The following is a 24823-nucleotide window of genomic DNA, read 5'->3' on the forward strand; positions in this document are numbered from 1 at the left end:
CCTGAGCACGAAAGACGCCACTATTGCCCCCTACTCCGCCAGATTTGTACGTTTCACCGTGGTGGTCGCCGTCGATGCACGCCGACCGGCGGCCGATTCTTTTGGCGCGCAACAGGATTGAGCTGGCACTTCGCGACTATCTGATGAACGACTGTTTTTTGATGATTGATCCGCCGGGGCTGCAAATTTCGCCCGGAAACGAGGCTCATCTGCATGCCTTTGCGACAAGTGCGATTGGCAACGACGGGCAAAGTTCGCCCTATTATCTGCATACTTCGCCCGAATTCAGTATGAAAAAGTTGCTGGCGGCAGGTGAGCGCCGAATTGCAAGCCTTTGTCATGTTTGGCGGAATCGCGAACGTGGGCCACTCCACCATCCCGAGTTCACAATGCTTGAGTGGTATCGGGCTGAACAGCCTTACGATGCGGTGATTGCGGACTGCGTCAACATGATCCGACTGGCAGCACATACCGTTGGCGAGCGCCAACTTAAATGGCGCGGGCGCAGCGCCGATGTGCTGGCTGAACCGGAATATATAAGCGTGACGGATGCGTTTCGGATACACGCTAATATTGATTTGCTTGAAACCATGGATCGCGAGGGTAAAACGGACGCATCTGCGCTGGCGGGACAAATGCGTCAGGTCGGCATCGATGTTCCGCAAGGTTACACGTGGTCCTACCTTTTCAGCCGTATTCTGACCGAGAAAGTCGAACCGCAACTTGGAAATGGCCGGATTACGATCTTGGATCGTTATCCATCCGCTGAGGCTGCATTGGCGCGCAAAGTGCCCGGCGATTGTCGGGTCGCTGAGCGGTTTGAGGTTTATGCGTGCGGCGTTGAATTGGCCAATGGATTTGGCGAGTTGACCGACCCAACGGAACAGCGCCATCGCTTTTCTGCTGAAATGGATGATAAGCAGCATCTCTATGGCGAACGTTACCCGTTGGATGAGGATTTCTTGTCGGCCCTGGCCGAAATGCCGGAGGCCAGTGGGGTTGCCCTGGGGTTTGACCGGCTTGTCATGTTAGTGACCGGCGCCCCAAGGATTGAACAGGTCATTTGGGTGCCAGTGGCGGAGGCGCGGCAATGACTGAACCAACCATCCGCTCCATTGATGGTCTGATAGACGCAGGGCTAGCCCAATCGCGCGATCAATCTGCACTAGAGCAAGTTGCCCAGCGATATACTGTAGCGATTACGCCCGCAATGGCAGCTCTCATTGATCATTCCGATCCCGATGATCCTATTGCCCGCCAGTTTGTTCCGCACATTGATGAGCTGACAACAACGCCACTCGAGCGCGAAGATCCTATTGGCGACCTAAGCCATAGCCCGGTCGAAGGTATTGTGCATCGATATCCAGATCGCGTTTTGCTCAAGGCGGTGCATATTTGCCCTATCTATTGTCGCTTTTGCTTCAGGCGGGAAATGGTTGGCCCACAAGGCCTCGGCACGCTGTCGCCCGAGGCGCTTGACGCTGCCTTGAACTATATCGCTGCGCATGAGGAAATTTGGGAGGTCATTCTTACTGGTGGCGATCCTCTGGTGTTGTCGCCCCGTCGCTTACGCGAGATGATGCAGCGTCTCGCTCAGATGCCGCATGTCAAAATTGTCAGGGTTCACACGCGTGTACCAGTTGCCGAACCGGATCGGGTTGTCCCAGAACTTGTTGCAGCACTACTCGCTAGCGGCAAAACTACCTATTTGGCGCTCCACGCCAATCATCCCCGAGAATTGACGTCGGAGGCCATCGCGGGACTGAAACTGTTAGTAAATGCGGGCGTCACGCTGCTGAGCCAAACGGTGCTTCTCAAGGGGATCAACGACAGTGTTGAGACGCTGGCGGAACTCATGCAGGCCTTCGTCGTCAACCGCGTTCGTCCATATTACCTGCACCACCCCGATCTAGCTCCGGGTACCGCTCATTTCAGATTAAGCCTTGCCGAGGGGCAAGCGCTAGTTGCGGGCCTGCGGGGCCGGATTTCGGGACTTTGCCAACCAACTTACATTCTGGATATTCCAGGCGGGCACGGGAAAGCGCCCGTCGGGCGACCTGTCGTCCGTCCAAGCGCAGATGGACGCCATGTCGTCACCGATTTTCGGGGGCTGGATCATGAATATCCGCCCAATGAATCGGATTAGGCCGCGACTACCTGGCCTGAATTCACATCGACGCGTAATCCGTCAAATCCCGGCACCACGCCGGACGGCAGGGATTTTTGTAGGCTCGCGTAGTCCATATCGACATGCATGTTGGTCAGTATCGCTTGCCGTGGTGCAATGCGCTCAACCAACGCCAGCGTTTCGGGCAGGCTTAAGTGACTTGGGTGTGGTGTGTGGCGCAGCGCGTCGACAATCCAAATGTCGAGGTCTTTGACGGCGCTCGACGACTGATGTGGCAGAGCCGACAAATCGCAGGAATAGGCAAGACCACCCACGCGATATCCCAATGACCGGGTGCTGCCATGGACTTGGTCGAAAGATTGAATGCTTATGGCCCCGCCAGGGCCGTCAATTGTGGTCGTGTCGCCGGCCGAAATTTCATGACCATTGAGTATGGCGGGATAATCACTGCCGCGCGGCGTTGTGAAGCAATATCCAAAAGCCTCGTGTAGCCGTTCGCCTGTGATCTTATTGAAATAGACATCAACGCGTCGACGCATATGGAGAGCCAACACGCGGAGATCATCAATGCCATGGGTATGGTCGGCGTGCTCATGCGTATAGAGTACTGCGTCGATCCTGTCTGCGCCTGCGGCGAGCATCTGTTCGCGCAAATCGCAACCTGTGTCGATCAAAACGCGGGTCGGTATAGGGCTGACCTTGCTATAACCTTCGATGAGAAGGGAACAACGACGACGGCGATTGCGTGGCTCCTTGGGATCGCAGTCGCCCCAGACATTTCCGACGCGTGGAACACCGCCAGACGAACCACAGCCCAGAATCGTTGCGAAAATTTTTTGGGCCGCCGGCACGGTTAGGCCAGCCCGGTCTTTGCGAACAGTCGGGCAAAATTTGCAGTGGTTTCCTGTCCCAACCGCTCAAGGCTGACACCGCGAACGTCGGCCAGTTTTTCGGCAGTATGACGCACGAATGCAGGTTCGTTGGACTGACCACGATGCGGGACTGGCGCAAGATAGGGTGCGTCTGTTTCAACGAGATAGCGATCCGCAGGCACGAACGCGGCCGCCTCGCGGATTTCTTCGGCATTTTTGAAGGTTATGATGCCCGAAAATGAAATGTAACCCCCGAGTGCGAGCCCGGTTCGGGCCAGCGCCGGGCTGGCCGTGAAACAGTGCAAAACGAACGGAAATTCGCCCTGCCCTGCTTCTTCGGTCAGGATGCGCGCCATATCATCATCGGCCTTGCGACTGTGGATAACCAGTGGAAGACCTGTGGAACGTGCGGCGGCGATGTGTCGGCGGAGCCCGGTCTCCTGGGCCTCGCGGGGCGCGTTGTCATAGAAGTAGTCCAGCCCCGCTTCGCCGATGGCAACGCACTTGGGATGGCTGGAAAGCTTGATCAAATCTTCAGTATGGATATGAAGTTCCTGGTCGGCATTGTGGGGATGCGTGCCGACAGAAAACCAGACGTTGTCGTGTGTCTCTGCCAATCCGGCGTATGTGGAAAACTTATCCACAAGTGTGGATATGGTCACCATACCATCGACGCCGGCGTCTCTGGCTCGACGCATGACACCACCGATGTCGCCTGAGAGGGCATCGAAATCGAGGTGGCAATGGCTGTCGATCAACATGTTATTCGGCCTTGGTTCGTTCCAGGCGGGCAAAGATTGGCTGCGGCGTTGGCAGCGACGCGCCGGACTGCAACATGTTTGCGTCGCCAGCGTGGGCAATCAGCCGTTCGGTGCTGGAAACCGCCAGCGTATCAAGAATTTTTCCAGCGGAATTCGGCGTAAATGCCTGCATTGGAATGGCCAGACGACGAATTACCTCGGCCGTCACGTAGAGCACTGTTCCCATGCGGTCGGTGTCAGTTTTTTTGAGTGCCCACGGCTCCTGCCCGGCAAAATAATTGTTGGCGGCTGTCAGGGCCGAAACGATCTCGGCGGTTGCCTGGTGGAGAGCCTGTTCGTCCATCGCTTTGGCGCAGCCAATAATGGCGGCATCTGCTGCGGTAAATATGGCCTTGTCTTCTGCTGAAAATTCTCCGCGGGCAGGCACCCTGCCCTCGCAATTCTTATTGATCATCGACAGCGAGCGTTGGGCAAGATTGCCCAAATTGTTGGCCAGATCGGCGTTCGAGCGCGTCACTAGTTTGTCGCGCGCATAATCGCCATCCTGCCCGAATGATACTTCACGGCAGAAAAAATATCGAACCGGATCGACGCCAAATTCTTCAATCAGCGCAAAGGGATCAATAACGTTGCCGAGTGACTTGCTCATTTTCTGTCCGTCGACCGTCAGGAAGCCATGGGCGAAAACGCGATGGGCGACATCAATGCCGGCGCTCAGGAGGAATGCAGGCCAATAAACGGTATGGAACCGAATGATATCCTTGCCAATCACGTGAAGATTGGCCGGCCAGTATTTGCGGAACCTATTGTCCTGATCGTCAGGAAATCCTAGACCGGTCAAGTAGTTGGTCAGAGCGTCGACCCAGACATACATGACGTGACCGGGCGCGTCTGGGACCGGAATGCCCCAATCGAAGGTCGTGCGAGAAATCGAAAGGTCCTTCAGTCCCCCTTTGACAAACGCCATGATTTCATTGCGACGTTCCTTCGGAGCGATGAAATCGGGATGTTGCTCAAAAAGATCGATCAGTTTCTGCTGATAGGCCGAGAGGCGGAAGAAATAGCTTGGCTCGACTACCCATTCCACCTCCGCTCCGGAAGGTGCAAACTTCTTGCCATTTGGACCCGATGTAAGCTCAGCCTCATCGAAATAGGCTTCATCGCGGACCGAGTACCATCCCTCGTAGGAATCCTGATAGATGTCGCCTTTTGCCAGCATTCGCCGCCAGATCTCCTGGGCGGCGGCATGGTGGCGCGGCTCAGTCGTGCGTACAAAATCATCGTTAGACAGGTTTAGTGCTGTCGCCAGTTGCCGGAACTGGTCTGAATTGCGTTTTGCCAATTCTTGCACAGGGATGTTCAATGTGTCTGCGGTTTGCGCCATCTTGATGCCGTGCTCATCGGTCCCGGTCAAGAAATAGACATCGCGCCCTTCCAGCCGCTTGAATCGAGCAATTGCGTCCGTCGTCAACATCTCATAGGCGTGGCCAATGTGGGGTGCACCATTGGGATAGGCGATTGCAGTGGTCACATAGAATGGCTTGGTGGTCATATTTACTCAAAGGGCGCTGGAGCGGTGGATCGGGCGTGCTTGCGGATCGCGTCGAAAATGGTGATCAGCGTCTGTTTCATATCCAGATTTATGCTGTCAGCTTCGGCGAAATGGGCATGTGCCTTGTCCCATAGCTCGTTTGCCGAGGCAAGCCGCATCCGACCCGTGGACATTGTCGCTGCCGTTCGGGCTTCAGAGGCAATCCAGTCGATTATCATTTCACGGGCAAACGACAATTCTGTCCGTTGGTTTGTTCCTGCCAACGCCTCGCTCAGTTTGAGATGTGCGAGTGTTTGCGCTTCGCTAGGTGCGGTCAGCCATGACCTCAGCGCGCCAAGCATTGAATCGGACGAAAGAGTTAACGTTTCAAATCCGCGACGCGGCCTTCCGCCTCCTAGTTCAATGGCCAAAGCTAGATCGTCTTTTGCGAGATCGGTGCGTTGTGCGAGCAGCGCGCCAGACATGTCGGCATCATTAAGTGGGCGCAAGGCCACACTCTGACAGCGCGACTTTATGGTAGGCAAAAGTTGACCCGGGCGATGAGAAATCAGGAAAAATACCGTGTCCGGTGGCGGTTCCTCGAGTGTTTTCAGCAAGGCGTTGGCGGCACTTGGATTGCAGTCGTCAATCGGATCGATGATGGCGATCCGGGCACCCGCTCGGCCCCGCGTTTGCTGCAGTTTCGAACGTAAATTACGAATTTCATCGACGCGAATAACCGTGTAAAAGCTCTTGCTGTCCTTTGGGGCCCGGCGCAGCACCCGAATGTTAGGGTGTCCGCCTGCGGTGATCTGTTCGTCGACCCTATGCGCATCCTCATCGCCAGTGGCGGCAAGGATCCTGCGTGACAGCTGGAATGCCAGGGTTGCTTTACCTACGCCCCGAGGCCCATGGAGTAATAAGGCACCCGGCAGACGCCCATCAGCCAGTTGCTGATCGACGGCCGAGATGGCAGCGCGGTGGCCGAATATCGAACTTTGTTGCTCTGGAACCAGGAGCCCCTCAAGTGCGTCGGGATCACTCACGCTTCATGCTCGATATGCAGCTCGGGGAACCGCGCCTGCACCGCGTTCCATATGGCAACTTCCAGAGAATCGACCTCTTGATCGGCAGAAATGAGCACGCAGCGTTCGGGATTGGCACGGGCAATTTCGAGAAAGCCATCGCGAAGACGTTTATGCCAGGCGATGTCTTCCTTTTCGAAACGGTCACCTGTTAATACCAATCCATCCTCCAATGCACGTTGTTCGACGCGCTGGAAAGCGATTTCGGGGTCCATGTCCAGCACGACGGTCATGTCAGGTGTGTGATCGTCGAGCGCCAAGGTTTCCAGCGCACTAATCAGGGTGTCGTCCACGCCGCCGGTCAACCCTTGATAGGCGCGGGTTGAATCGTGAAATCGATCAGAAATTACCCACTTTCCAGCTGCCAGGCTGGGCTCAACAAGCTCCTTGACATGATCAAGCCGGGCGGCCGCAAACAGTATTGCTTCTGCTCCCGCTCCCCAGCTTTCGGAACGGCCCTGCAGGATGAATGAGCGGATCGCCTCGGCACGCGGCGTGCCGCCCGGCTCGCGTGTACGAACAGCGGTGATGGAGCGGGATTCGAGCCTTGCGAGTAGCCGCTTTACCTGCGTGGACTTGCCAACGCCTTCGCCGCCCTCAAAGGTAATAAACCGGGCCCGCCGCTGCTGGGACGCCTCAAACATTTCTGACTTCCGTCCAGTGTCTAGAGCCAGCCCAACGCCAGCTGGCGCAATGCATCAGTGGCTTTTCGGACTATGCCGCCGGCCGCCACATCTCTTTCTGCGTAAAGTGGTGCGGTTTGCACCAGCTGGTCATCGCAGAAAACGCGCAACTCAGCAATCTGATCGCCCTGGGAAACTGGCGGTAGTAGCGGGGCGCGATAAACGACGTTGGCCTGCAAGCATTTGCGCGAGCCGCGCGGTAGGTACAATGACAACTCTCCGTTGCCTATCAGACCAACGCTTGCTTCCTCGCCTCCGTACACATCAGCGTAGGCAATGACTGCTCCTGCGGGAAAAGCCGACACCCGCTCAAATGCCCGCGATCCCCAGGTAATCAGCTTGCGGGCCTCCTCGGCACGTTCCGACATCGACGTGAGGCCGTGGACAACACCGATAATGCGCCGTCCGCCTTCGGTAGTGGATACAACAGAACCGTAACCCGCTGCTTCGGTATGACCGGTCTTGAGGCCGTCGACCCCTATTCCCATGTCCACCAGCGTATTGCGGTTGGATTGTTTGATACCGTTCCACTCAAATGAGTCCTCGGCAAACAGATAGTATTCGTCGGGGAATTGGCGAATGAGATAGCGCGCCAGCATGGCCAGATCGCGGGCAGTTACATATTGCTTTGGGTCGGGCAGCCCAGTCGGGTTGACGAAATGCGAGCCCGTCAGGCCAATATCATCGGCGAGCTCATTCATCATATTGGCAAAGGTTGTTTCAGATCCGGCAATGCCTTCGGCGAGCGCAATGGCGGCATCGTTGCCTGACTGAATAATAACCGAGCGCAGCAGGTCCATCACAGAGACCTTGGAGTTGACCTTGGCAAACATGGTCGACCCACCTGAGGCAGCACCGCCCGCCCGCCATGCGTGTTCGGAAATGAAGAACTCGTCGTCAGGTTTGATGCGACCTGCGTGAAGTTCATTAAAAACCACTGCAACAGTCATCAATTTGGCCATGCTGGCCGGTTCCATGGGCTCGTCAGCGTTCTTCTGGTAGATCGCAGTCCCCGACTCGGCGTCAATCAGGATTGCAAATTTTGCCTTGGTATCGAAATCAACCTGCGCAAAAGCCGGAGCTGTTGCGACGAGAAGAAACAAGGCGATGGCGAAATGCAGAAAACTCTTCACAATTGTTCAGCGTCCCATCATTCAATATTGGTCGACACCGTCACGTCGAAGTATCGCAAACTGGCCGACATTTATACTAATATAGAATGATATCGTTTAGGCCAAGTTCCCGCGCTAACGCCAGCACATCTTCGCGCGCAACGCCGGGTTTTAGATGCGTAAGCGTCAAGCTGGTTGCCGCCCGACCATTTACAGAGACCTGATCTTCTCGCACAGCTGCCAGCACCGCAAATTTTTCTGACAGTGCAATGGCGTTCTGCTGGTTCACAAAAACCCCCATCTGCCAGTTAATGTCACGGGCATCATCGTCAACGCTGGCAACCCAATCCTTAAGTGCATCCGAGCGTATCGCCATGGCAGTTGCCGCTGCATGGGCGTTGTCGATGGCTAAATTGGCTTCTTGAGGCGTTGTGTCTGCGTAAGAGAACAGTCCGGAGAAAAACTCTCCCGTCATGCCAACCAGGCTGCGGCTCTTGCCTGTCGACGCCATGCGCGTCGGGCCCTTATCGTAATCTGCGGGACCTTCATAACTCGCCATCAGCACGCGAGTGTCGTCCCCTTCCAGGGGCGCGCGACCGACATACTGGACGGAAACATCGGCGTGACCAGCGTTGATGTAACCCAGCATGGACGCGGCACGATAGGACAGATCCACCACGCGACCGGCCACATATGGGCCTCGATCATTGATGCGGACGATTACTGATCGGCCATTGTCCCTATTGGTGACACGGACATAAGATGGCAAAGGCAGCGTGGGGTGGGCGCCGGTTATGGCATTGGCCGAAAATATCTCGCCATTTGCCGTGCGGCGGCCATGGAAGTCGGCACCGTACCAGGAGGCAGTGCCATTGGCGCGGTAGTAGGGATCTTCCTTGGGCACATAAACCTTGCCGCGGACTGTATAGGGTTTGCCGACCTGATAGCGCCCGCCACCCTTAGGCGGATTGGGGTCTCGGGTTACGCGTGGCGAGGAGGTGACACCATATTCCTTGGAAGTGAACGCGCTGCGCTCTACCGTGGCGCCGAAGCTGCCGCCGCAAGCGGCTATCATTGGTGCCAGTAGGGCAGCCAGCGCAAAAAGACGAATTGAACTGGTCCATGGGGATGTCGAAATGGTCAAAGTCCTGCGCCCAATTTGCTTTGCATTGGCCCACTATAGCCGATGCGCCCTGCCCCCGCTCCCTTGGTCGGTCATTTGGGTTTAAGTTAAGTTAAGGGCAGCAAGGTGTTAACGGAATCGGACGCATTTAGTTGGCCGAGCACTCGTACGATTGGAATGGCCCGGGGTTGAAGATTCATTGACATAAAGATATCTTTATGTGACTTGCTGCGCCTAGAACATCGACGGCGAATAATCAGATTGGACGGCCATGAGCTCTCCCCGGACGAACGAAGCTACCAGCCTTTCTCTTCCAGATGGCGATGAGGTGCGTGCGGCCCTTATTGCGGCGGCGCGGGAACGTATTCTGGTGTTGGACGGCGCCATGGGCACCATGATCCAGCGGCTGGGTTATGAAGAAGAGGATTTTCGAGGTGAGCGATTTGCTGATTGGAAACAACCAGTTCGCGGCAATAATGACCTATTGATCCTCACTCAGGCGCAGGCGATTGAGGATATTCAGTATGAGTATGCCAAGGCCGGGGCTGACATTCTGGAGACCAATACGTTCTCGTGTACCTCGGTTGCCCAAGCCGATTACGGCATGGAAGAATTGATCTATGAGCTGAATTTTGAGGGTGCACGCGTGGCACGCCGTGCGGCAGAGCGTGCGACACTGGAAGACGGCAAAAGGCGTTTCATTGCGGGGGCCTTGGGACCAACGACCAAGACATCGTCGATGTCAACAGATGTTAACAGTCCGGGTCACCGATCCATCACGTTTGACCAACTTGTTGAGGCCTATGCAGAGGCGATCAATGGATTGATCGATGGCGGCTCCGACATGCTGCTGTTTGAAACGATCACCGATACGCTCAATACCAAAGCGGGGATATTTGCAGCCGAACGAATTTTTACCGAACGCGGATCGCGTCTGCCGATCATGATTTCGGGAACGATTACCGATTTGTCGGGACGCACCCTGTCGGGACAGACGCCGACAGCATTCTGGCATTCGCTGCGCCACGCCAATCCGGTAACTTTCGGGTTAAATTGTGCCCTGGGAGCCAACGCGATGCGGGCCCATCTGGCGGAATTGAGCGAAGTTGCCGATACGCTAATCTGTGCCTATCCCAATGCCGGGCTACCCAATGAATTTGGCGGCTATGACGAGAGCCCTGAGTTCATGGCCGAGCAAATCGAGGGCTTCGCACGCGATGGCTATGTCAACATTGTTGGTGGCTGTTGCGGTTCGACACCGGATCACATAGCGGCCATTGCGGCGGCGGTGAGCAAACACAAGCCGCGTGATATCCCGGAAGTGCCGCGACTAATGCGTCTGGCGGGGCTCGAGCCATTCACGCTGACCAAGGACATTCCGTTCGTCAATGTGGGCGAGCGCACCAACGTTACCGGGTCGGCACGGTTCCGCAAACTGATCAAGAATGGCGATTTGAACGCGGCGCTCGACGTGGCGCGTGATCAGGTGGCCAATGGCGCCCAGATCATCGATATCAACATGGATGAAGGCCTGATCGACAGCAAGCAGGTGATGATTGACTATCTCAATCTGCTCGCCGCCGAACCCGATATTGCGCGCGTGCCGCTGATGATCGACAGCTCCAAGTGGGAGGTGATCGAGGCCGGGCTGAAATGCGTGCAGGGAAAGGCGCTGGTCAATTCGATTTCCATGAAGGAAGGCGAAGCGCAGTTCCTTGAGCAAGCGCGCCTTGTGCGGGCTTACGGTGCCGCCGTCGTCGTCATGGCGTTTGATGAAGATGGGCAAGCCGATACGCTGGAGCGCAAGGTCCAGATCTGCTCGCGGGCCTACAAGCTATTGACCGAGGAGGTCGGTTTTCCGCCTGAAGACATTATCTTTGACCCCAATGTGTTTGCCATTGCAACCGGCATTGAAGAGCACAATGGTTATGGTGTGGCCTTTATCGAGGCGATCAAGCAAATCACCGAGAATCTGCCTCACGTCCATATCTCGGGAGGCATTTCCAACCTGTCATTCTCGTTCCGGGGCAACGAGCCGGTACGCGAAGCGATGCACGCTGTGTTCCTCTATTATGCCATTCAGAATGGCATGGACATGGGCATCGTCAATGCCGGGCAGTTGGCGGTCTATGACACGATCGATCCCGAACTTCGGGATGCCTGTGAAGACGTAATTCTCAACCGACGCGATGATGGTACTGATCGACTGCTCGAACTGGCCGAGCGCTATCGGGGCACGGCAGGCAAGGAAGCGGCTGCCAAAGATTTGCGCTGGCGCGAAGGCACGGTTGAAGAACGCATCAGCTACTCGCTGGTCAACGGCATAACCGAATTTATCGATGCCGATACCGAGGAAGCGCGGCAGAAGGCCACTCGACCGCTGCATGTGATCGAAGGCCCGCTGATGGCGGGCATGAGTGTGGTGGGTGACCTGTTCGGTTCGGGCAAGATGTTCCTGCCCCAGGTGGTCAAATCCGCGCGCGTGATGAAACAGGCCGTAGCGCTGTTGCTGCCCTATATGGAAGCCGAAAAGAACGCTGATGGAAATGCCACCGGGCGGCAGAGCGCGGGCAAGATCCTGATGGCGACAGTCAAGGGCGATGTGCACGATATTGGCAAGAATATCGTTGGCGTCGTTTTGGCCTGCAACAATTATGAGATCATCGACCTCGGCGTCATGGTGCCGGTTGCAAAAATTCTTCAGACTGCGCGCGACGAGAATGTCGACGCGATCGGGCTGTCTGGCCTGATTACACCGTCGCTGGATGAGATGGCGCACGTTGCGGCGGAAATGGAACGCGAGGGATTTGATATTCCCCTGCTGATTGGTGGCGCGACGACCAGCCGCGTGCATACGGCAGTCAAAATTCATCCGAAGTATCAACGCGGGCAAGCTGTTCACGTAAACGATGCCAGCCGCGCCGTGAATGTTGTTTCGAGTTTGCTGCAGCCAGATACAAGGGCCAGCTATATTGCTGACATTCAGGCGGAATATGCAAAATCCGCCGCTGCGCATGCACGGGCTGAGGCCGCCAAGACACGTTTGCCCTTGAGCCAGGCGCGGGAAGCTGCATTCAAGGCGGATTGGGTCAATTATACGCCGCCAAAACCCAGTTTTTTCGGCACGCGTGCCTTCGATGACAATGACTTCAGTTTGGAAACGTTGGTTAAGTATTTTGACTGGACGCCTTTTTTCCAGACTTGGGAGCTCAAAGGGCGTTTTCCGGCAATTCTTGATGACGAAAAGCAGGGCAAGGCGGCGCGACAGCTTTATGACGATGCGCAGGCTATGCTCAAGCGGATCGTAGACGAAAAATGGTACAGGCCACGCGGCGTCATTGGCTTTTGGCCGGCCAATGCTGTCGGTGATGACATCCGACTGTTTACCGACGAAACGCGCTCAAACGAGCGCGCCACAATGTTTACGCTTCGCCAGCAATTGTCCAAACGCGGCGGCAAGCCCAATATGGCGTTGGCCGATTTTGTGGCGCCGCTGGAGAGTGGCAAGGCCGACTATGTTGGTGGTTTTGCCGTTACTGCCGGGATCGAAGAAGTGGCCATTGCGCAAAAATTTGAGCAGGCAAATGACGACTATTCTGCCATTCTGGCCAAGGCACTAGCTGACCGATTTGCGGAGGCATTTGCTGAGTTGATGCATGAACGCGTGCGGCGTGAATATTGGGGTTATGCTGCGGATGAAAAACTTACCCCGCTGGAATTGGTTGGTGAGAGCTACCAGGGTATTCGTCCGGCGCCGGGCTATCCGGCTCAACCTGACCACACTGAAAAGACAACCCTGTTTAAACTTCTGGATGCTGAGAAACAGGCAGGCGTCAAACTGACTGAAAGTTTTGCCATGTGGCCGGGATCTTCGGTGTCGGGGATTTACCTTTCGCACCCGGATTCCTTCTATTTTGGTGTCGCCAAGGTCGAATATGATCAAGTCGAAGATTATGCGCGGCGCAAGGGCATGGAAATTGCTGACGTTGAACGCTGGCTTGGACCGGTGCTCAACTACATACCGGGGGCCAGCGTGGCGGCGGCTGAATGATCAAGCCCTATGGTAGCGTTGGCCGATCCATACCGGTCAGGGTTTTGGGCAAGGGGCAACTGGCCAACATTGGGGCAGAGACTGCATTCATCAGGGTGACTGCGGAAGCAGGCCATAGTCATGCGGCAGGCGAAAGCTGTATTGCATGCGCGGGGCGACTTGATATTCGCGCCCGGCTGTTTGAAGTTCTTGAAGAAGTACGGCAGGGACTGCGGGCTCCGGTTGCCGATGTGGTCGTGGATGCGTCGGCTCTTGTTGAAATTCAACCGATATTGGATGCCATTGCGGGGCGCCTGCCCGCTACCGCCATGCGCGATCACACTGTGGCGCGGGTATTCTATCTGGTGGATGCCATCTAAGGGTCTATCCTCTGCAAGTTCCCTCACTTATCGTGCACAAAATTTTGTTGGGAGATCGCGATCATGGCCAAGCCCGCCATCGCACTGGCACTGGGGAGCGGCGCAGCGCGTGGCTGGGCTCATATCGGGGTTATCGACGCTCTGGTTGAAGCGGGAATCAAGCCCGACATTGTGTGCGGCACGTCCTTGGGCGCTTTGGTGGGATCGGTTTATGCCAGCGGCAAGCTGGACGCCCTGCGTGATTGGGCCATGGGCGCAGACTGGCGCGCTGTCGCTGCCATGATCGATGTGGGTTTGCTGGCCGGTGGGCTAGTCGACGGGGTGCACATCGTCAAATGGCTGACGAAGCTAGGCCTGCCTGACGACATAGAAAACCTAAAAATGCCATTTGCCGCTGTGGCGACCGATATCGGTACCGGGCGCGAGATTTGGCTGCAGTCGGGGCCGTTGGCGCGGGCGGTGCGCGCTTCGATTGGAATGCCGGGACTGTTCAGCCCCACCAAGGTGGACGGACGCTGGCTTTCTGATGGGGGCCTGGTCAATCCGATACCGGTTTCGGTATGCCGAGCCATGGGGGCCGACTTCATCATTGCGGTCAACCTCAACGAGGACTTGTTGGGTCGCAGACTGGTGATGGAGCCCGATGCAAAATCGAGTGATGTTCCAGAGCAGTCCAAAGCCGCCAAGCCCGAGAGCCTGATGGCGCTGATCGCGTCGATTCCCGCCTCGGTACAGGCGCAAATGTCGTCACTTAATTTCTTCGGCGCAGGCAGCGCCACGCCGGGCTATTTCGACGTGCTGACCAACGCGATCGACATCATGCAGGATCACATTACGCGTTCGCGTTTGGCTGGCGAACCCCCGCACGCCACGGTCATGCCGCGCGTGGCTGATATTGGATTGCTGGATTTTCACCGGGCCGCCGAATCCATCGCGGAAGGGCGTTCCGCGGCTGAACATATGCTACCGGTCATCGAAGCCAAGTTGAGGGGGCGAAGTCGACTCTAGCGCTGCGCGTCTGCGGGCAGAAATGGCTGTAACGGGGTATCACCGCGCAGATAGAGAGGGTGTTTGGGCGAACCATCAGCATTGATGCCAAAACACCAAAGGGGCCGACTTTCGGCCCGCAACGCATCGACCAGCGCCCTGCCCGCCGGAGCCAACGCCTTGTTGAGTTTGCCATGGCACAACACTATCAGAGCCGCGTCGGCGGCGGCCTGATTGATGAGGGGAAGGTTTTCGGGCGAAACGGCTTCGACACCGGGCGCCAGCAGCATTTTGGGATCGGTGGCGCGATAGTCGCCGACATTGGCCTTGATCATGGCCGCATAGCCTTCGCGCTGGGTAAAACTCCATTCGCGGGCGCAGGTTGGGTCATTGACCTCGGCGTCGGCAGTGCTGGGATTCATGCCGATGAACAAGACGTAGCGGCTGGGGAACGCATCGCCGGTCCAGCGGCGCATAAGCTGACGATAGCGGCCATCGGCGCTGAATCGGGCATCGCCATTGACGCCCGACATCAGCGCGAGGCGCACCTTGCCGCCGGGGTCGTGACTGGCCGCGCTCATCGTACAGCACTCACGCGGTCAAGTCGCGTGGCGGCACCAGGCCGTTGATGAGCGAGGCAGTGGTAATCGTGTTGGCCAGCAGGCAGGCAATGGTCATGGGGCCGACCCCACCGGGCACGGGCGTGATGGCGCCGGCGGCTTGACTGGCAGACGCGAATTCAACATCGCCGACCAGCCGGGTCTTACCCTCTCCCCGCTCGGGCGCGGGGATGCGGTTTATGCCGACATCAATGACGGTGGCTCCCGGTCTGATCCAGTCGCCCTTGATCATTTGCGGACGCCCAACCGCTGCGATGACGATATCGGCGGCGTGAACCACCTCTGACAGGTCCCTGGTCCGCGAGTGCGCCATGGTCACAGTGCAATTGTCGCGCAACAGCAATTGGGCCATTGGTTTGCCGACCAGATTTGAGCGACCGACAATGACCGCGTTCAACCCGGAAAGCGACCCCAATTGGTCGCGCAGCAACATCAGGCATCCCAGCGGCGTACAGGATACGGGCCCTGGCAGACCGATGACCAGTTTTCCGACATTGGCGGGGGTGAAACAGTCCACATCCTTTGAGGGAGCAATGGCGTTAATGACCTTGTTGGCGTCAATGTGGTCGGGCACGGGCATTTGAACCAGAATACCGTGCACCGTGTCATCGCCATTCAGGCGCGCGATCAGTTCAAGAAGGTCACCCTCGGGCACTTCGGCTGACAGTTCATGCTTGAAGGAGGCCATGCCGACCTCCGCCGTTTGCTTGGCCTTGTTGGTGACATAAACCTGGCTGGCCGGATCATGCCCGACAATGACCACGGCCAGACCAGGTGTAATGCCGTGGTCTGACTTCAGGCGGCTCACATGGTCGGCAATTCGGCCGCGCAGGCCCTCAGCGAAGCGCTTTCCATCGATTACCGTGGCGGACATGGTGCACTCCATTCAGTTGGCTTGTTTGGTCTTAGTGATGAAATAGGCAAAACGGGACGATCCGTCCACGATTTTACGTGCCGTGTTAGATTGTGTCGCAGTTCTGGCGGTCGAGTGGAAAGGTGCGGAAGGCGATGGCAGGAAACAAGACCCGGCCGAGCGAGCGTAGCGTTAAAGATATTCTTGCCGCGGTAGCGCCCGAGCGGCGGGCGGACGCAGAAACCTTGTCGGCGTTGATGCAACGGATAAGCGGAGAACCACCCGTTGTCTGGGGATCGATAATTGGGTTCGGCAATTATCACTATCGCTATGGATCGGGCCGGGAGGGTGATTATTTTCCGGTTGGCTTTGCACCGCGCAAAGCAGCTTTCAGCATTTATTTGATGGGACTATATTTGCCGAAGACGCAAGCGGAGCGGGAACGACTACTGGCGCGGCTTGGCAAGCACACGATGACCAAGGCCTGCCTTTACGTAAAGAAATTGACGGATATTGATCTGGAGGTTCTCGAAGAGATGGTCGAGATGTCGATCGCTTCGATCAATAGTGCCTATCCCGACGAAAAATAGAGGCTGCAACAACATCTCTGTCGTTGCAGCCCGGACGATCACTTGCCGCACTGTTGAGGGCTTGGGGGACAAGCGGCTTGTGGCCATCCCTATTCACCGGTGCATGGGTCGCTTGCGTCTCCAGTGAACTACCATCAAGATGGTGATTGATTGCGGCGGGAAAAGTGCAATCACCGAAAGGTGAAAAAGACTTCAAATTGCCAAAATGCCGAATGGACTAAAGACAACTGATTGTCATGGCTAATTGGCAGAATAAGTGCTTCAAGACGCGATCAACAATTGGAATACGGACTCAATCCGGGGTCCGTGAATGAGAAGAATAGATGACAACAATTAGCCCGCCTGCCCTTGCCAAAAAATCTTTCACCGAACCGAATGAGGCGTGGGCCTATCTGGCCGAGATCTACCACCGCAATACCAGCTTCATTCGTGAACATCTGGCGAACCTGGCGAAGGGAATTGTGCCCGACGGGCGTGTGCGGGCCTGCTACCCACAGATTGAGGTTCGCTCGACGAGTTTTGGACGCAGCGCCTCGACCCTGCCGTACGGTTATTTGCATACGCCAGGACTTTACCGGACCACCGTCACGGCGCCTGATCTGTTTCGAACCTATATTGAAGAGCAATTTACGGTTTTACTCAAGAACCACGGCGGGACGATCGATGTGGGCGAATCGGACACACCGATTCCGCTGCATTTTGCAGTGGCGGCAAATGACCGGTTGGACGGCGATGCGTTGAATGCGCTCGATATTCCTTTGCGGGATGTTTTTGACGCGCCGGACCTGACCAACACTGACGATGAAATTGCCAATGGTACTTATGTGCCGCCAAAGGGTGGGCCGTATCCGCTGGCAGCGTTTACTGCGCCGCGGGTTGATTATTCACTCTATCGGTTGAGCCATTACACTGGCACGGGCGCTGAGCATTTTCAGAACTTTGTGATTTTCACAAATTATCAGTTTTACATCGATGAATTCTGTCGGGTAGCCCAAGAGCACATGGTCAGCGGGCATCAGCACTATGACAGTTTCATTGAACCCGGCAATGTCGTGACCAAAAATTCGCGCCATGGCGGGGGCACGACGGGAACCCATCCGCCGCGGATACCGCAGATGCCGGCCTACCACTTGACGGCGGGCCGTGGGCGCGGGATTACGATGGTCAATATTGGGGTTGGGCCATCCAACGCCAAGACCATTACTGACCATATCGCGGTCTTGCGACCGCATGCCTGGATCATGCTTGGCCATTGCGCTGGCTTGCGCAATTCGCAGGAGCTGGGTGATTATGTGTTGGCCCACGCCTATGTTCGCGAGGACCATGTGCTGGACGCTGACCTACCGCTTTCGGTGCCGATTCCGGCCCTGGCCGAGGTGCAGGTGGCGTTGGAAAAGGCGGTTGAGGAAGTCACCCAGCTTGAAGGGCTTGAGACCAAGCGCATCATGCGGACGGGGACGGTTGCTTCGTTTGACAATCGCAATTGGGAATTGCGCGATCAGTCCGAAATCACCCAGCGCTTGAGCCAGTCGCGGGCGGTTGCGCTCGATATGGAGAGCGCGACAATTGCAGCCAATGGTTTCCGGTTCCGCGTACCCTACGGGACGCTACTATGCGTCTCGGACAAACCGCTCCATGGCGAGCTGAAATTGCCGGGAATGGCGTCCGATTTCTATCGGACGCAGGTCAACCAGCATTTGCTGATCGGGCTGCGGGCCATGGAAATTTTGAGGGATCAGCCGGCGGAAAGGCTGCATTCACGCAAGTTACGCAGTTTTGCCGAGACTGCGTTCCAGTAATCTCTATCCATCAGCGTCCCGGCTACAATGCCGGGCCGCTTACGCAGTTTTTGCGGTCCACTGCAATATCTGGTTCATGACGTTTTGCAGTGATTTGTCGAGCGCGGCGATGGCTGTTGCCGTTGGATCCAGCGTGGCAGGCGTTGATGCGGTAAATATCTGGCTGGCAAATATGGCGCCGCGTCGCTCATCAACCAATTTTGCGTTGACGGTGACAGTGGCAACATTGCCGTTTCCGGCGTCGATCTCGAAGGCGCGAAGTTCGGTCGCGAGCGTAACGTCAACGCTCAACTGGTCGTCAGGACGGCCGATATTGGGGAAGTTGCTCGCTTCAAAGGTTTGGAGGAGACGCGTCTGGACCAGGCGCGGCAATGTGTCGGAAAGCTGTGCATCCGGCAAATAACTCAAGATATTGCCCGGTTCACGGACAACTACGCGCTGCGAGATCATAGGTTTGCACTGTCTTAGGCAGGGTGATCACTACAACGCGGGAAGTCCGTCGGCGAATGCGGGCGCCACCGGAACTGCCCAGATCGAACGTTAGTGGCGGCGTGGCACCCAGACATCCGGCCAATGCCAGCGTCAGGGCAGAAGCGCCAGCAACCATAAATGTACGGCGAGTGTTGTTCATGACTTCTGCCTTACCGCTTATTGTATTCCCGGACGGTTTCGCCGCCGAAGATCAACCCCTGAGGATTATTCTCGAGGTTTCTTACCACACGATCAAGGCGTTGTAGCGTTATGCGTGCCTCTTCGGCCAGCGTGCTGTAATTTGCCAGACCGCGTGATGTAAAATTGTTCAACCCGACCGCGATATTGCTGGTGCTAGTATTCAGCTGATCGGCCAGTTGGCGTACCGACTTTGCTGCGGCGGAAAGTTCTTCGAACAGCCCCTGCCCTTTGGTGCTGGAAACGGTGTCGTTGACCTTGGCCAAAATTTCGTTGAGGCGATCTACCGATCCGATCAAACTGTCGGATACCGTGGTCGCGTTGCCAACGATGGTATCGACATTGTCGGCGTTGTCGCCCAGTTTGCGGGAGAAGGCATCGACATTGTCGATGACGCGACCAATGGCCTGCGGGTCAATGGCTGCAGCGACCTCATTTATGACGCCCGCACTGGAATTCAGGCCGTCCACGAAACCGGTTATGCTGTTGGCCAGTGTGGTTGTGGTCTCAAATAATCTGTCGATTTCTCCGGAATTGCGCGCGAGACTGTCGGTGAATACACCGACATCGGTGATGACTTTTTGAATATCATTGGTGGGCACCGCAGCCACTATGTCACGAATGTCCGTGGTTAGGGTGGTCAGTTCCTGGGACACTGTATCGGCGTTGTCGATAATACGGCCAATCGCCTTGGGGTCGATTTCCGCGGCGACGGCGTTAATCACATCGACGCTGGAGGTAAGGCCATCAACGAGTGTGCCCAGCGTTTTCGAAAGATCTGACGCGGAAGCGAAGAAACTATCGATCTCGCCCGAATTGCGTGCCAGCGATTCGGTGAACGTACCGACGTCGGCGATCACTTCTTCAACCTGCCCAGCAGGAATGGTTTTGAGAATGCCATCGAGATTGGATGTAAGCGACGTCATATTGGCGGAAAAACTATCCACATTGTCGATCACGCGACCAACTGCGTCCGGATCAATCTGGGCCGTCACCTTGTCGATAACTGCCACACTATTCTTCAGGCCGTCCGTAATATCGGTCAGATCATCGGAGAAGGCCGTGGTCGATGTAAAAAATCATCGATTTTGCTCGAGTTGCGCGACAGGCTGTCGGTGAATTCGGTGACATCGTTGACGGCCTTGGCGACCTGATCCGGCGAGACGGCGTTGACCAGTTTGCGTGTGTCACTCGACAGTTTGGTGATTTCGTCGGCTAGGGGGCCGATTTCCTTGCCAGCATCGGAAACGCTGGCCATAAAGGCCTCAATGCCGTCGGAGTTTGACGCCAGTGCCGCACTGAAGGTTTCCACATTGGCAATTGTGGCGTTCAGCTTGGTATCGTTGGTATCGAGAAAACCGTTCAATCGGCTTACAGCAGTTGATGTTCCGTTGATAGTGGCTGACAGGCCATCCAGAATTGATTGGAAATCTGATACCTCGGCGAAGAGCGTCGGTACCGTGTGCCCTTCGGGTACCGCCGGCGCACCGGCGGCGTCAGTGCCGCCTGACAATTGAACAGATCCGACCCCGGTGAGCCCCTGAAAGCCCATGAGCACACGGGTGTCGGCCTTGACTGGTGTGCCGGCGTTGACTTCAATTCGGGCGACTACGTTGGCGGTGTCTGTCGGATCGAGGGCCACATTGCGGACCTGCCCCACCTTGATGCCGTTGAACTGAACGTCGGTTCCCCGGCCGATGCCAGACACTGTCCCCGTAAAAACAACGTCGTATGCCTTCATCGGTATGCTGCTGGAAGGACCCGCGAACCAATAGACAAAGGCGAAAAGCGCCGCAATGATCGCCGTGGCCAATGCCCCGACAAGTGCATAATTTGCATTGTTTTCCATGGGTCAGCTTCCGATATTGCGGGCCCGGGGGCCGTGAAAGTATTCTTGCAGCCAAGGCTGATCCGACTGAAGCATTTCAGCCATGGTACCAGCCTTGAGCAATTTGCCGTCGGCCAGAGCGACGATTCGGTCGCAGGCCATCGCCAGACTATCCAGATCGTGAGTGACCATCAAAACTGTCAAACCGAGCGTGTCGCGCAGGGTCACTATCAGTTCATCAAATTTGCCCGCGCCAATTGGATCAAGTCCGGCCGTTGGTTCATCCAGAAACAAGATTTGCGGATCAAGCGCCAGAGCGCGCGCCAATGCGGCACGCTTGATCATGCCGCCGGACAATTCCGCCGGATAGCTATGGGCAGCGGCGGCGGGCAATCCCACCAGATCAAGTTTGATCATGGCGATATCGCTGCGCAGTTTGGGCGACAAATGCAGATGCTCGCGCATTTGAAACTCGATATTTTCCTTGACGGTCAGTGAGGAAAATAGAGCGCCCTGTTGAAAAAGCACGCCCCAATTGCGTTGAGTTTCAACGCGTTGGCGACGGTTGAGTTGGGCGTAGTTGCGGCCCATAACCGTCACGTTCCCGCCGGCGTGGGGCAAGAGGCCAATCAAGGCGCGAAGTGTGACGGATTTCCCCGAGCCGGACGGGCCGATGAGGCCAAGAATTTCGCGTCTGTGCAGATCAAAATTCAAACCATTGATGATGGTTCTGCTGCCGATTTTGACGACAAGACCATCAACGGTGATTGCCGGGTCTGCTTCGGGGATCAGGGCGTTTATCATAGGCCAATGGCCGCAAAGAAAATAGCGAAGAGGCCATCGGCGACGATAACAACGAAAATCGATTTGACGACCGATGAAGTTGTGCGTTGACCAAGTGATTCAGATGATCCAGCGACCTTCATACCTTCAATTGAGGCCAGCAGTCCGACCAAAAAACCCATGAACGGCGCTTTGATAAGGCCAACAGCAACGCTGGTCACGGTCATCGCCCCACGCAGTCTGTCGGCGAAAATATCGAGCGGAATATCGCCATAGAATTTGGCGACGATGGCGGCACCCGCCAGCCCCGACATTGATCCAACAAAGGCCAGCAGGGGCATCCCGACGACCAAAGCTATAACACGAGGCAGCATCAATGCCTGATGGGGATCAACGCCCATGACTTGCAGAGCGTCGAATTCCTCCCGGATGCGCATGGCGCCAATTTCAGCGGTAATGGCGGAGCCGGAACGCCCGGCAACCATTATGGCGGCCAACAGGACCCCTATTTCGCGAAACATGAGAATTGCGGCAAGATCGACAACAAAAATTGTGACGCCGAACGTGCGCAGTTGCAGGATAGTTTGCTGCGTTATAATGGCCCCAACGACCAGCGAAATCAGCGCAACAATTGGAATGGCGCGCAAAACAATTTGCTCAAATTGATGCACAAAACTGGCAAAGCGCAACGGTGCCTGAAAAGTAAGCGTGCGCCCCAAAGCCACCATCAGATGTCCCTGAACAGCATTGGCGGCAAATATATCATTAAACGCGCCAATGACTATCCGCCCGAATTTGGCGAATGGAACAAGCAGTATGTTGGTCCGATGGGGGGATGGAAGCGTCTCGTGCGCGGCATCGCTGATCGCAGATAGCAGCGCAACGTGTTGCGCATTGCCACCAATGAGGCGGGCATCCCCCTGCCCCAAACCGCGTTGAAGTCTGGTCAACAGCCAAGCTCCAATGGTATCGAGTTTGTCGATGCCACCAATATCCAACTGGACGGGACCGGGGCCGTTTTTTGGCAGGCTCAGATGAGCGATCTCGGCTTCGAGGGATTGGGCACTGTCTGACGTCCAGTCGCCAGAACAGCTAATGCGTTGTTCTGCCCCCTCGCTGCGGCCAAGCGTTATCTGCAGAATCCATCACGCCTCTATGCGTAGTAATATCTGGTTTATTGTCTAGCACGTTTCAGCACCAATTTTTCAAGACGAACATGCCGCCCAAAACGTTACCTACTGCCTTGTTTTCCCGATGTTTCCAAAATGTCACGCCTACGCAGTGAAGGGAGGCCAAACAGAATCAGGAGAGCACAAGGGAAACGGGATGCGGTTGTTCTGTTCAATGACTGGTTGGTTGGTTAAGCGCGGCCAGCATTTGGAATAAACATTTCATTTATGGTTGGCTTGGGGACCCCTTGTTCAAGGGGAACGTAACTGGTTCGGACGAGGCCACGTCGTCTTGTTAGTGGCTTCGATAAGTGACGCCGAGGTCTGTTGTTCGATTGTTGCATGGTGTCGATGCGGGCATTTGCTGCCTTGTGCGTGCGACCTCATAACAGCGATACCAGAAACACTAAAGGCCTTTATTGCGCACGTATTTAGAACGAAATTCTTGTCATAAAACCTTCGCAGGGCTGTCAATGAACTGTCGTCCAAACATGGTCTTTGCGGCCCTGTTGGCGACCTGATTTCCAAGACAGCTTTCTGCTTGCAAAATTTTTCAGACGGACCATAGTCTTGGGTCAGGTCGGCTTAGATCGGCGAAACTGGAATGCAAACGGCAGGACCGTTTGGAACATTCACTCTAAAAATGGACCAGGGAGACGTAGTGATGAAAAGGCGCGATTTCATATTGGCGACCGGCGTAGCAGCCGGCGCACTTATGTTGCCGAAGATGAGCTTTGCTGAAGAAGGTCGCATCGACTGGTACACAAGTTCTGACTCCAACATTTTCGATTTTTGGGCCAACACGGTCAAACCGAAATTTGAGGCCGCAAATCCCGGCGTCACAATCAACCTCGTAGATGCCGGTGATAGTGCGGGGGTTCAGGCCATCGCGCAGCGGGCGATGGCTGCCATGCAGACCAACACCGATCCACAGGCTGACTATTTCGAGTCTGCCGACCCACTGTTGCCGCTCGATGCGATCGAAGCTGGTCTATATGTGAATATCAAGGAAGCTGGTCTTTCCAATTACGACAAGGTCAATCCGCTCGCGATCAACAGCGACTATAGCCTGCCCTACCGTGGATCTCAGGTTCTTTTGGCCTACGACACCACCAAATTGGCTGCTGCCGATGTTCCCAAGAATTGGGATGATCTGGTGACATGGATCAAGGCTAACCCTGGCCAGTTTATCTATAATCGCCCTGACAAGGGTGGTTCAGGCGGCAATTTCGTGCGCCGCGCTGTCCATCAGGCCAACGGTCTCGACCCGTCAGCATTCACGGTCGACAATTATACCGAGGAATTCGGCAACGAAGCGCTCGGCAAGGCTTGGGACATTCTGGCTGATATCGCCCCTTCGCTCTATGACGGCGGCGCCTACACCTCCGGCAACACCCAATCGATCCAGCTATTGGCGCAGGGCGTGGTCACAATGGTTCCGGTTTGGTCCGATCAGGTGCTTCAGGCTATTGATCAGGGCGTATTGCCGGATACCACCGGTCTGGTGCAGCTGCAGGATCTGGCACTGGTTGGCGGGTTCAGCCGCGGCATTGTTCTTGCCAATGGCACCAACAAGGAAGCGTCGTTGAAACTGGCTGATTTCCTGCTTACCGAGGAAATCCAGTCGGCGGTCCTGACCGAATTGGGCGGTTTCCCCGGCGTATCCTGGGACTATATCTCGGCTGAACTGCGCGAGCGCTTTGCTGATATCGTGCCAAAGTCCATTCCGATCTTCCCGAGCGGTAAATGGGAAGCAGCGATCAATGATGGCTGGTATCGAAATGTTGCACCGAATGTGGACCGCAACTCGTGAGTGATGC

At 56.0% G+C, this 24823-nt stretch carries 23 protein-coding genes; 8 read left to right on the forward strand and 15 right to left on the reverse strand.

Annotated features, from left to right (window positions below; translation table 11 throughout):
- Nucleotides 1–74: 74 nt before the first annotated feature.
- Together epmA and PSQ90_RS16420 are read left to right on the forward strand one after the other, a co-directional pair.
- Entirely contained in the window at nucleotides 75–1094 is a 1020-nt protein-coding gene (epmA, locus tag PSQ90_RS16415) for an EF-P lysine aminoacylase EpmA (RefSeq protein WP_282211323.1), read from the forward strand.
- Nucleotides 1091–2146, forward strand: a complete 1056-nt coding sequence (locus PSQ90_RS16420) for a lysine-2,3-aminomutase-like protein (RefSeq protein ID WP_282211324.1) — start codon at nucleotides 1091–1093, stop codon at nucleotides 2144–2146. The genes epmA and PSQ90_RS16420 overlap by 4 nt, the downstream gene beginning before the upstream one ends.
- On the opposite strand, the gene PSQ90_RS16425 is transcribed toward PSQ90_RS16420, so the two are convergent.
- From PSQ90_RS16425 to PSQ90_RS16455, 7 genes are all read right to left on the reverse strand, one after another.
- Nucleotides 2143–2979, reverse strand: a complete 837-nt coding sequence (locus PSQ90_RS16425; RefSeq protein ID WP_282211325.1) for an MBL fold metallo-hydrolase — start codon at nucleotides 2977–2979, stop codon at nucleotides 2143–2145. The genes PSQ90_RS16420 and PSQ90_RS16425 overlap by 4 nt on opposite strands.
- A 2-nt stretch (nucleotides 2980–2981) precedes the next feature.
- Nucleotides 2982–3761: a TatD family hydrolase gene (locus PSQ90_RS16430; RefSeq protein ID WP_282211326.1), complete on the reverse strand. Its 780-nt coding sequence runs from the start codon at nucleotides 3759–3761 to the stop codon at nucleotides 2982–2984.
- 1 nt (nucleotide 3762) lies between these two features.
- Entirely contained in the window at nucleotides 3763–5313 is a 1551-nt protein-coding gene (gene metG, locus PSQ90_RS16435; protein ID WP_282211327.1) for a methionine--tRNA ligase, read from the reverse strand.
- 2 nt (nucleotides 5314–5315) lie between these two features.
- Nucleotides 5316–6338: an AAA family ATPase gene (locus PSQ90_RS16440; RefSeq protein ID WP_282211328.1), complete on the reverse strand. Its 1023-nt coding sequence runs from the start codon at nucleotides 6336–6338 to the stop codon at nucleotides 5316–5318.
- Nucleotides 6335–7021, reverse strand: a complete 687-nt coding sequence (gene tmk, locus PSQ90_RS16445; protein WP_282211329.1) for a dTMP kinase — start codon at nucleotides 7019–7021, stop codon at nucleotides 6335–6337. Before tmk ends, PSQ90_RS16440 begins: the two co-directional genes overlap by 4 nt.
- Nucleotides 7022–7041: 20 nt before the next feature.
- A complete protein-coding gene (locus PSQ90_RS16450; RefSeq protein ID WP_282211330.1) occupies nucleotides 7042–8193 on the reverse strand; it encodes a D-alanyl-D-alanine carboxypeptidase family protein in 1152 nt (383 codons plus the stop codon).
- Nucleotides 8194–8269: 76 nt separating this feature from the next.
- The gene (locus tag PSQ90_RS16455; RefSeq protein ID WP_282211331.1) at nucleotides 8270–9316 is read right to left on the reverse strand and encodes a septal ring lytic transglycosylase RlpA family protein; all 1047 of its coding nucleotides are present in this window, start codon (nucleotides 9314–9316) and stop codon (nucleotides 8270–8272) included.
- A gap of 250 nt (nucleotides 9317–9566) precedes the next feature.
- Here PSQ90_RS16455 and metH point away from each other — a divergent pair, with 250 nt between their 5' ends.
- The 3 genes from metH to PSQ90_RS16470 all read left to right on the forward strand — a co-directional run bounded on the left by metH (nucleotide 9567) and on the right by PSQ90_RS16470 (nucleotide 14713).
- Nucleotides 9567–13346: a methionine synthase gene (metH, locus tag PSQ90_RS16460; RefSeq protein WP_282211332.1), complete on the forward strand. Its 3780-nt coding sequence runs from the start codon at nucleotides 9567–9569 to the stop codon at nucleotides 13344–13346.
- The gene (locus PSQ90_RS16465) at nucleotides 13343–13705 is read left to right on the forward strand and encodes a hypothetical protein (protein ID WP_282211333.1); all 363 of its coding nucleotides are present in this window, start codon (nucleotides 13343–13345) and stop codon (nucleotides 13703–13705) included. Before metH ends, PSQ90_RS16465 begins: the two co-directional genes overlap by 4 nt.
- Before the next feature lie 63 nt (nucleotides 13706–13768).
- Nucleotides 13769–14713: a patatin-like phospholipase family protein gene (locus tag PSQ90_RS16470; RefSeq protein ID WP_282211334.1), complete on the forward strand. Its 945-nt coding sequence runs from the start codon at nucleotides 13769–13771 to the stop codon at nucleotides 14711–14713.
- Here the strand turns inward: PSQ90_RS16470 and PSQ90_RS16475 are convergent.
- Together PSQ90_RS16475 and folD are read right to left on the reverse strand one after the other, a co-directional pair.
- Nucleotides 14710–15273: a DUF1643 domain-containing protein gene (locus PSQ90_RS16475; protein ID WP_282211335.1), complete on the reverse strand. Its 564-nt coding sequence runs from the start codon at nucleotides 15271–15273 to the stop codon at nucleotides 14710–14712. The two genes, PSQ90_RS16470 and PSQ90_RS16475, sit on opposite strands and share 4 nt — an antisense overlap.
- A gap of 10 nt (nucleotides 15274–15283) precedes the next feature.
- The gene (folD, locus tag PSQ90_RS16480; RefSeq protein ID WP_282211336.1) at nucleotides 15284–16186 is read right to left on the reverse strand and encodes a bifunctional methylenetetrahydrofolate dehydrogenase/methenyltetrahydrofolate cyclohydrolase FolD; all 903 of its coding nucleotides are present in this window, start codon (nucleotides 16184–16186) and stop codon (nucleotides 15284–15286) included.
- Nucleotides 16187–16320: 134 nt separating this feature from the next.
- On the opposite strand from folD, the gene PSQ90_RS16485 reads away from it, so the two are divergent.
- Together PSQ90_RS16485 and PSQ90_RS16490 are read left to right on the forward strand one after the other, a co-directional pair.
- A complete protein-coding gene (locus tag PSQ90_RS16485) occupies nucleotides 16321–16755 on the forward strand; it encodes a DUF1801 domain-containing protein (protein ID WP_282211337.1) in 435 nt (144 codons plus the stop codon).
- Between the two features lie 323 nt (nucleotides 16756–17078).
- Complete coding sequence (locus tag PSQ90_RS16490) at nucleotides 17079–18554, forward strand: AMP nucleosidase (RefSeq protein WP_282211338.1); 1476 nt, start codon at nucleotides 17079–17081, stop codon at nucleotides 18552–18554.
- Nucleotides 18555–18593: 39 nt separating this feature from the next.
- On the opposite strand, the gene PSQ90_RS16495 is transcribed toward PSQ90_RS16490, so the two are convergent.
- The 6 genes from PSQ90_RS16495 to PSQ90_RS16520 are packed head-to-tail and all read right to left on the reverse strand — an operon-like array spanning nucleotide 18594 to nucleotide 22784.
- Entirely contained in the window at nucleotides 18594–18962 is a 369-nt protein-coding gene (locus tag PSQ90_RS16495; RefSeq protein WP_282211339.1) for an ABC-type transport auxiliary lipoprotein family protein, read from the reverse strand.
- Between the two features lie 13 nt (nucleotides 18963–18975).
- Nucleotides 18976–19185 (reverse strand): hypothetical protein, encoded by a 210-nt coding sequence (locus tag PSQ90_RS16500; protein ID WP_282211340.1) that lies wholly within the window; start codon nucleotides 19183–19185, stop codon nucleotides 18976–18978.
- A 10-nt stretch (nucleotides 19186–19195) separates the two neighbouring features.
- On the reverse strand, nucleotides 19196–20236 hold the full coding sequence (locus PSQ90_RS16505; RefSeq protein WP_282211341.1) for an MlaD family protein: 1041 nt from the start codon (nucleotides 20234–20236) through the stop codon (nucleotides 19196–19198).
- Between the two features lie 29 nt (nucleotides 20237–20265).
- Complete coding sequence (locus tag PSQ90_RS16510; protein WP_282211342.1) at nucleotides 20266–21072, reverse strand: MlaD family protein; 807 nt, start codon at nucleotides 21070–21072, stop codon at nucleotides 20266–20268.
- Nucleotides 21073–21075: 3 nt separating this feature from the next.
- A complete protein-coding gene (locus PSQ90_RS16515; RefSeq protein ID WP_282211343.1) occupies nucleotides 21076–21855 on the reverse strand; it encodes an ABC transporter ATP-binding protein in 780 nt (259 codons plus the stop codon).
- Nucleotides 21852–22784, reverse strand: coding sequence for an MlaE family ABC transporter permease (locus PSQ90_RS16520; RefSeq protein WP_407648136.1), 933 nt, complete (start codon nucleotides 22782–22784; stop codon nucleotides 21852–21854). The genes PSQ90_RS16515 and PSQ90_RS16520 overlap by 4 nt, the downstream gene beginning before the upstream one ends.
- 883 nt (nucleotides 22785–23667) lie before the next feature.
- Between PSQ90_RS16520 and PSQ90_RS16525 the strand changes: the two genes are divergently transcribed.
- Nucleotides 23668–24816: an extracellular solute-binding protein gene (locus PSQ90_RS16525; protein WP_282211344.1), complete on the forward strand. Its 1149-nt coding sequence runs from the start codon at nucleotides 23668–23670 to the stop codon at nucleotides 24814–24816.
- Nucleotides 24817–24823: the final 7 nt, after the last annotated feature.

Source organism: Devosia rhodophyticola (assembly GCF_028816475.1).
GTDB lineage: Bacteria > Pseudomonadota > Alphaproteobacteria > Rhizobiales > Devosiaceae > Devosia > Devosia rhodophyticola.

What these genes read in the sequence shown, in the direction of transcription:
- PSQ90_RS16515 (WP_282211343.1), bottom strand. Translation starts at nt 21,855, where the DNA reads ATGATAAACGCCCTGATCCCCGAAGCAGACCCGGCAATCACCGTTGAT.
- folD (WP_282211336.1), bottom strand. Translation starts at nt 16,186, where the DNA reads ATGTCCGCCACGGTAATCGATGGAAAGCGCTTCGCTGAGGGCCTGCGC.
- PSQ90_RS16500 (WP_282211340.1), bottom strand. Translation starts at nt 19,185, where the DNA reads ATGAACAACACTCGCCGTACATTTATGGTTGCTGGCGCTTCTGCCCTG.
- PSQ90_RS16525 (WP_282211344.1), top strand. Translation starts at nt 23,668, where the DNA reads ATGAAAAGGCGCGATTTCATATTGGCGACCGGCGTAGCAGCCGGCGCA.
- epmA (WP_282211323.1), top strand. Translation starts at nt 75, where the DNA reads ATGCACGCCGACCGGCGGCCGATTCTTTTGGCGCGCAACAGGATTGAG.
- PSQ90_RS16430 (WP_282211326.1), bottom strand. Translation starts at nt 3,761, where the DNA reads ATGTTGATCGACAGCCATTGCCACCTCGATTTCGATGCCCTCTCAGGC.
- tmk (WP_282211329.1), bottom strand. Translation starts at nt 7,021, where the DNA reads ATGTTTGAGGCGTCCCAGCAGCGGCGGGCCCGGTTTATTACCTTTGAG.
- PSQ90_RS16475 (WP_282211335.1), bottom strand. Translation starts at nt 15,273, where the DNA reads ATGAGCGCGGCCAGTCACGACCCCGGCGGCAAGGTGCGCCTCGCGCTG.
- metG (WP_282211327.1), bottom strand. Translation starts at nt 5,313, where the DNA reads ATGACCACCAAGCCATTCTATGTGACCACTGCAATCGCCTATCCCAAT.
- PSQ90_RS16490 (WP_282211338.1), top strand. Translation starts at nt 17,079, where the DNA reads ATGACAACAATTAGCCCGCCTGCCCTTGCCAAAAAATCTTTCACCGAA.
- PSQ90_RS16465 (WP_282211333.1), top strand. Translation starts at nt 13,343, where the DNA reads ATGATCAAGCCCTATGGTAGCGTTGGCCGATCCATACCGGTCAGGGTT.
- PSQ90_RS16510 (WP_282211342.1), bottom strand. Translation starts at nt 21,072, where the DNA reads ATGGAAAACAATGCAAATTATGCACTTGTCGGGGCATTGGCCACGGCG.
- PSQ90_RS16470 (WP_282211334.1), top strand. Translation starts at nt 13,769, where the DNA reads ATGGCCAAGCCCGCCATCGCACTGGCACTGGGGAGCGGCGCAGCGCGT.
- metH (WP_282211332.1), top strand. Translation starts at nt 9,567, where the DNA reads ATGAGCTCTCCCCGGACGAACGAAGCTACCAGCCTTTCTCTTCCAGAT.
- PSQ90_RS16485 (WP_282211337.1), top strand. Translation starts at nt 16,321, where the DNA reads ATGGCAGGAAACAAGACCCGGCCGAGCGAGCGTAGCGTTAAAGATATT.
- PSQ90_RS16420 (WP_282211324.1), top strand. Translation starts at nt 1,091, where the DNA reads ATGACTGAACCAACCATCCGCTCCATTGATGGTCTGATAGACGCAGGG.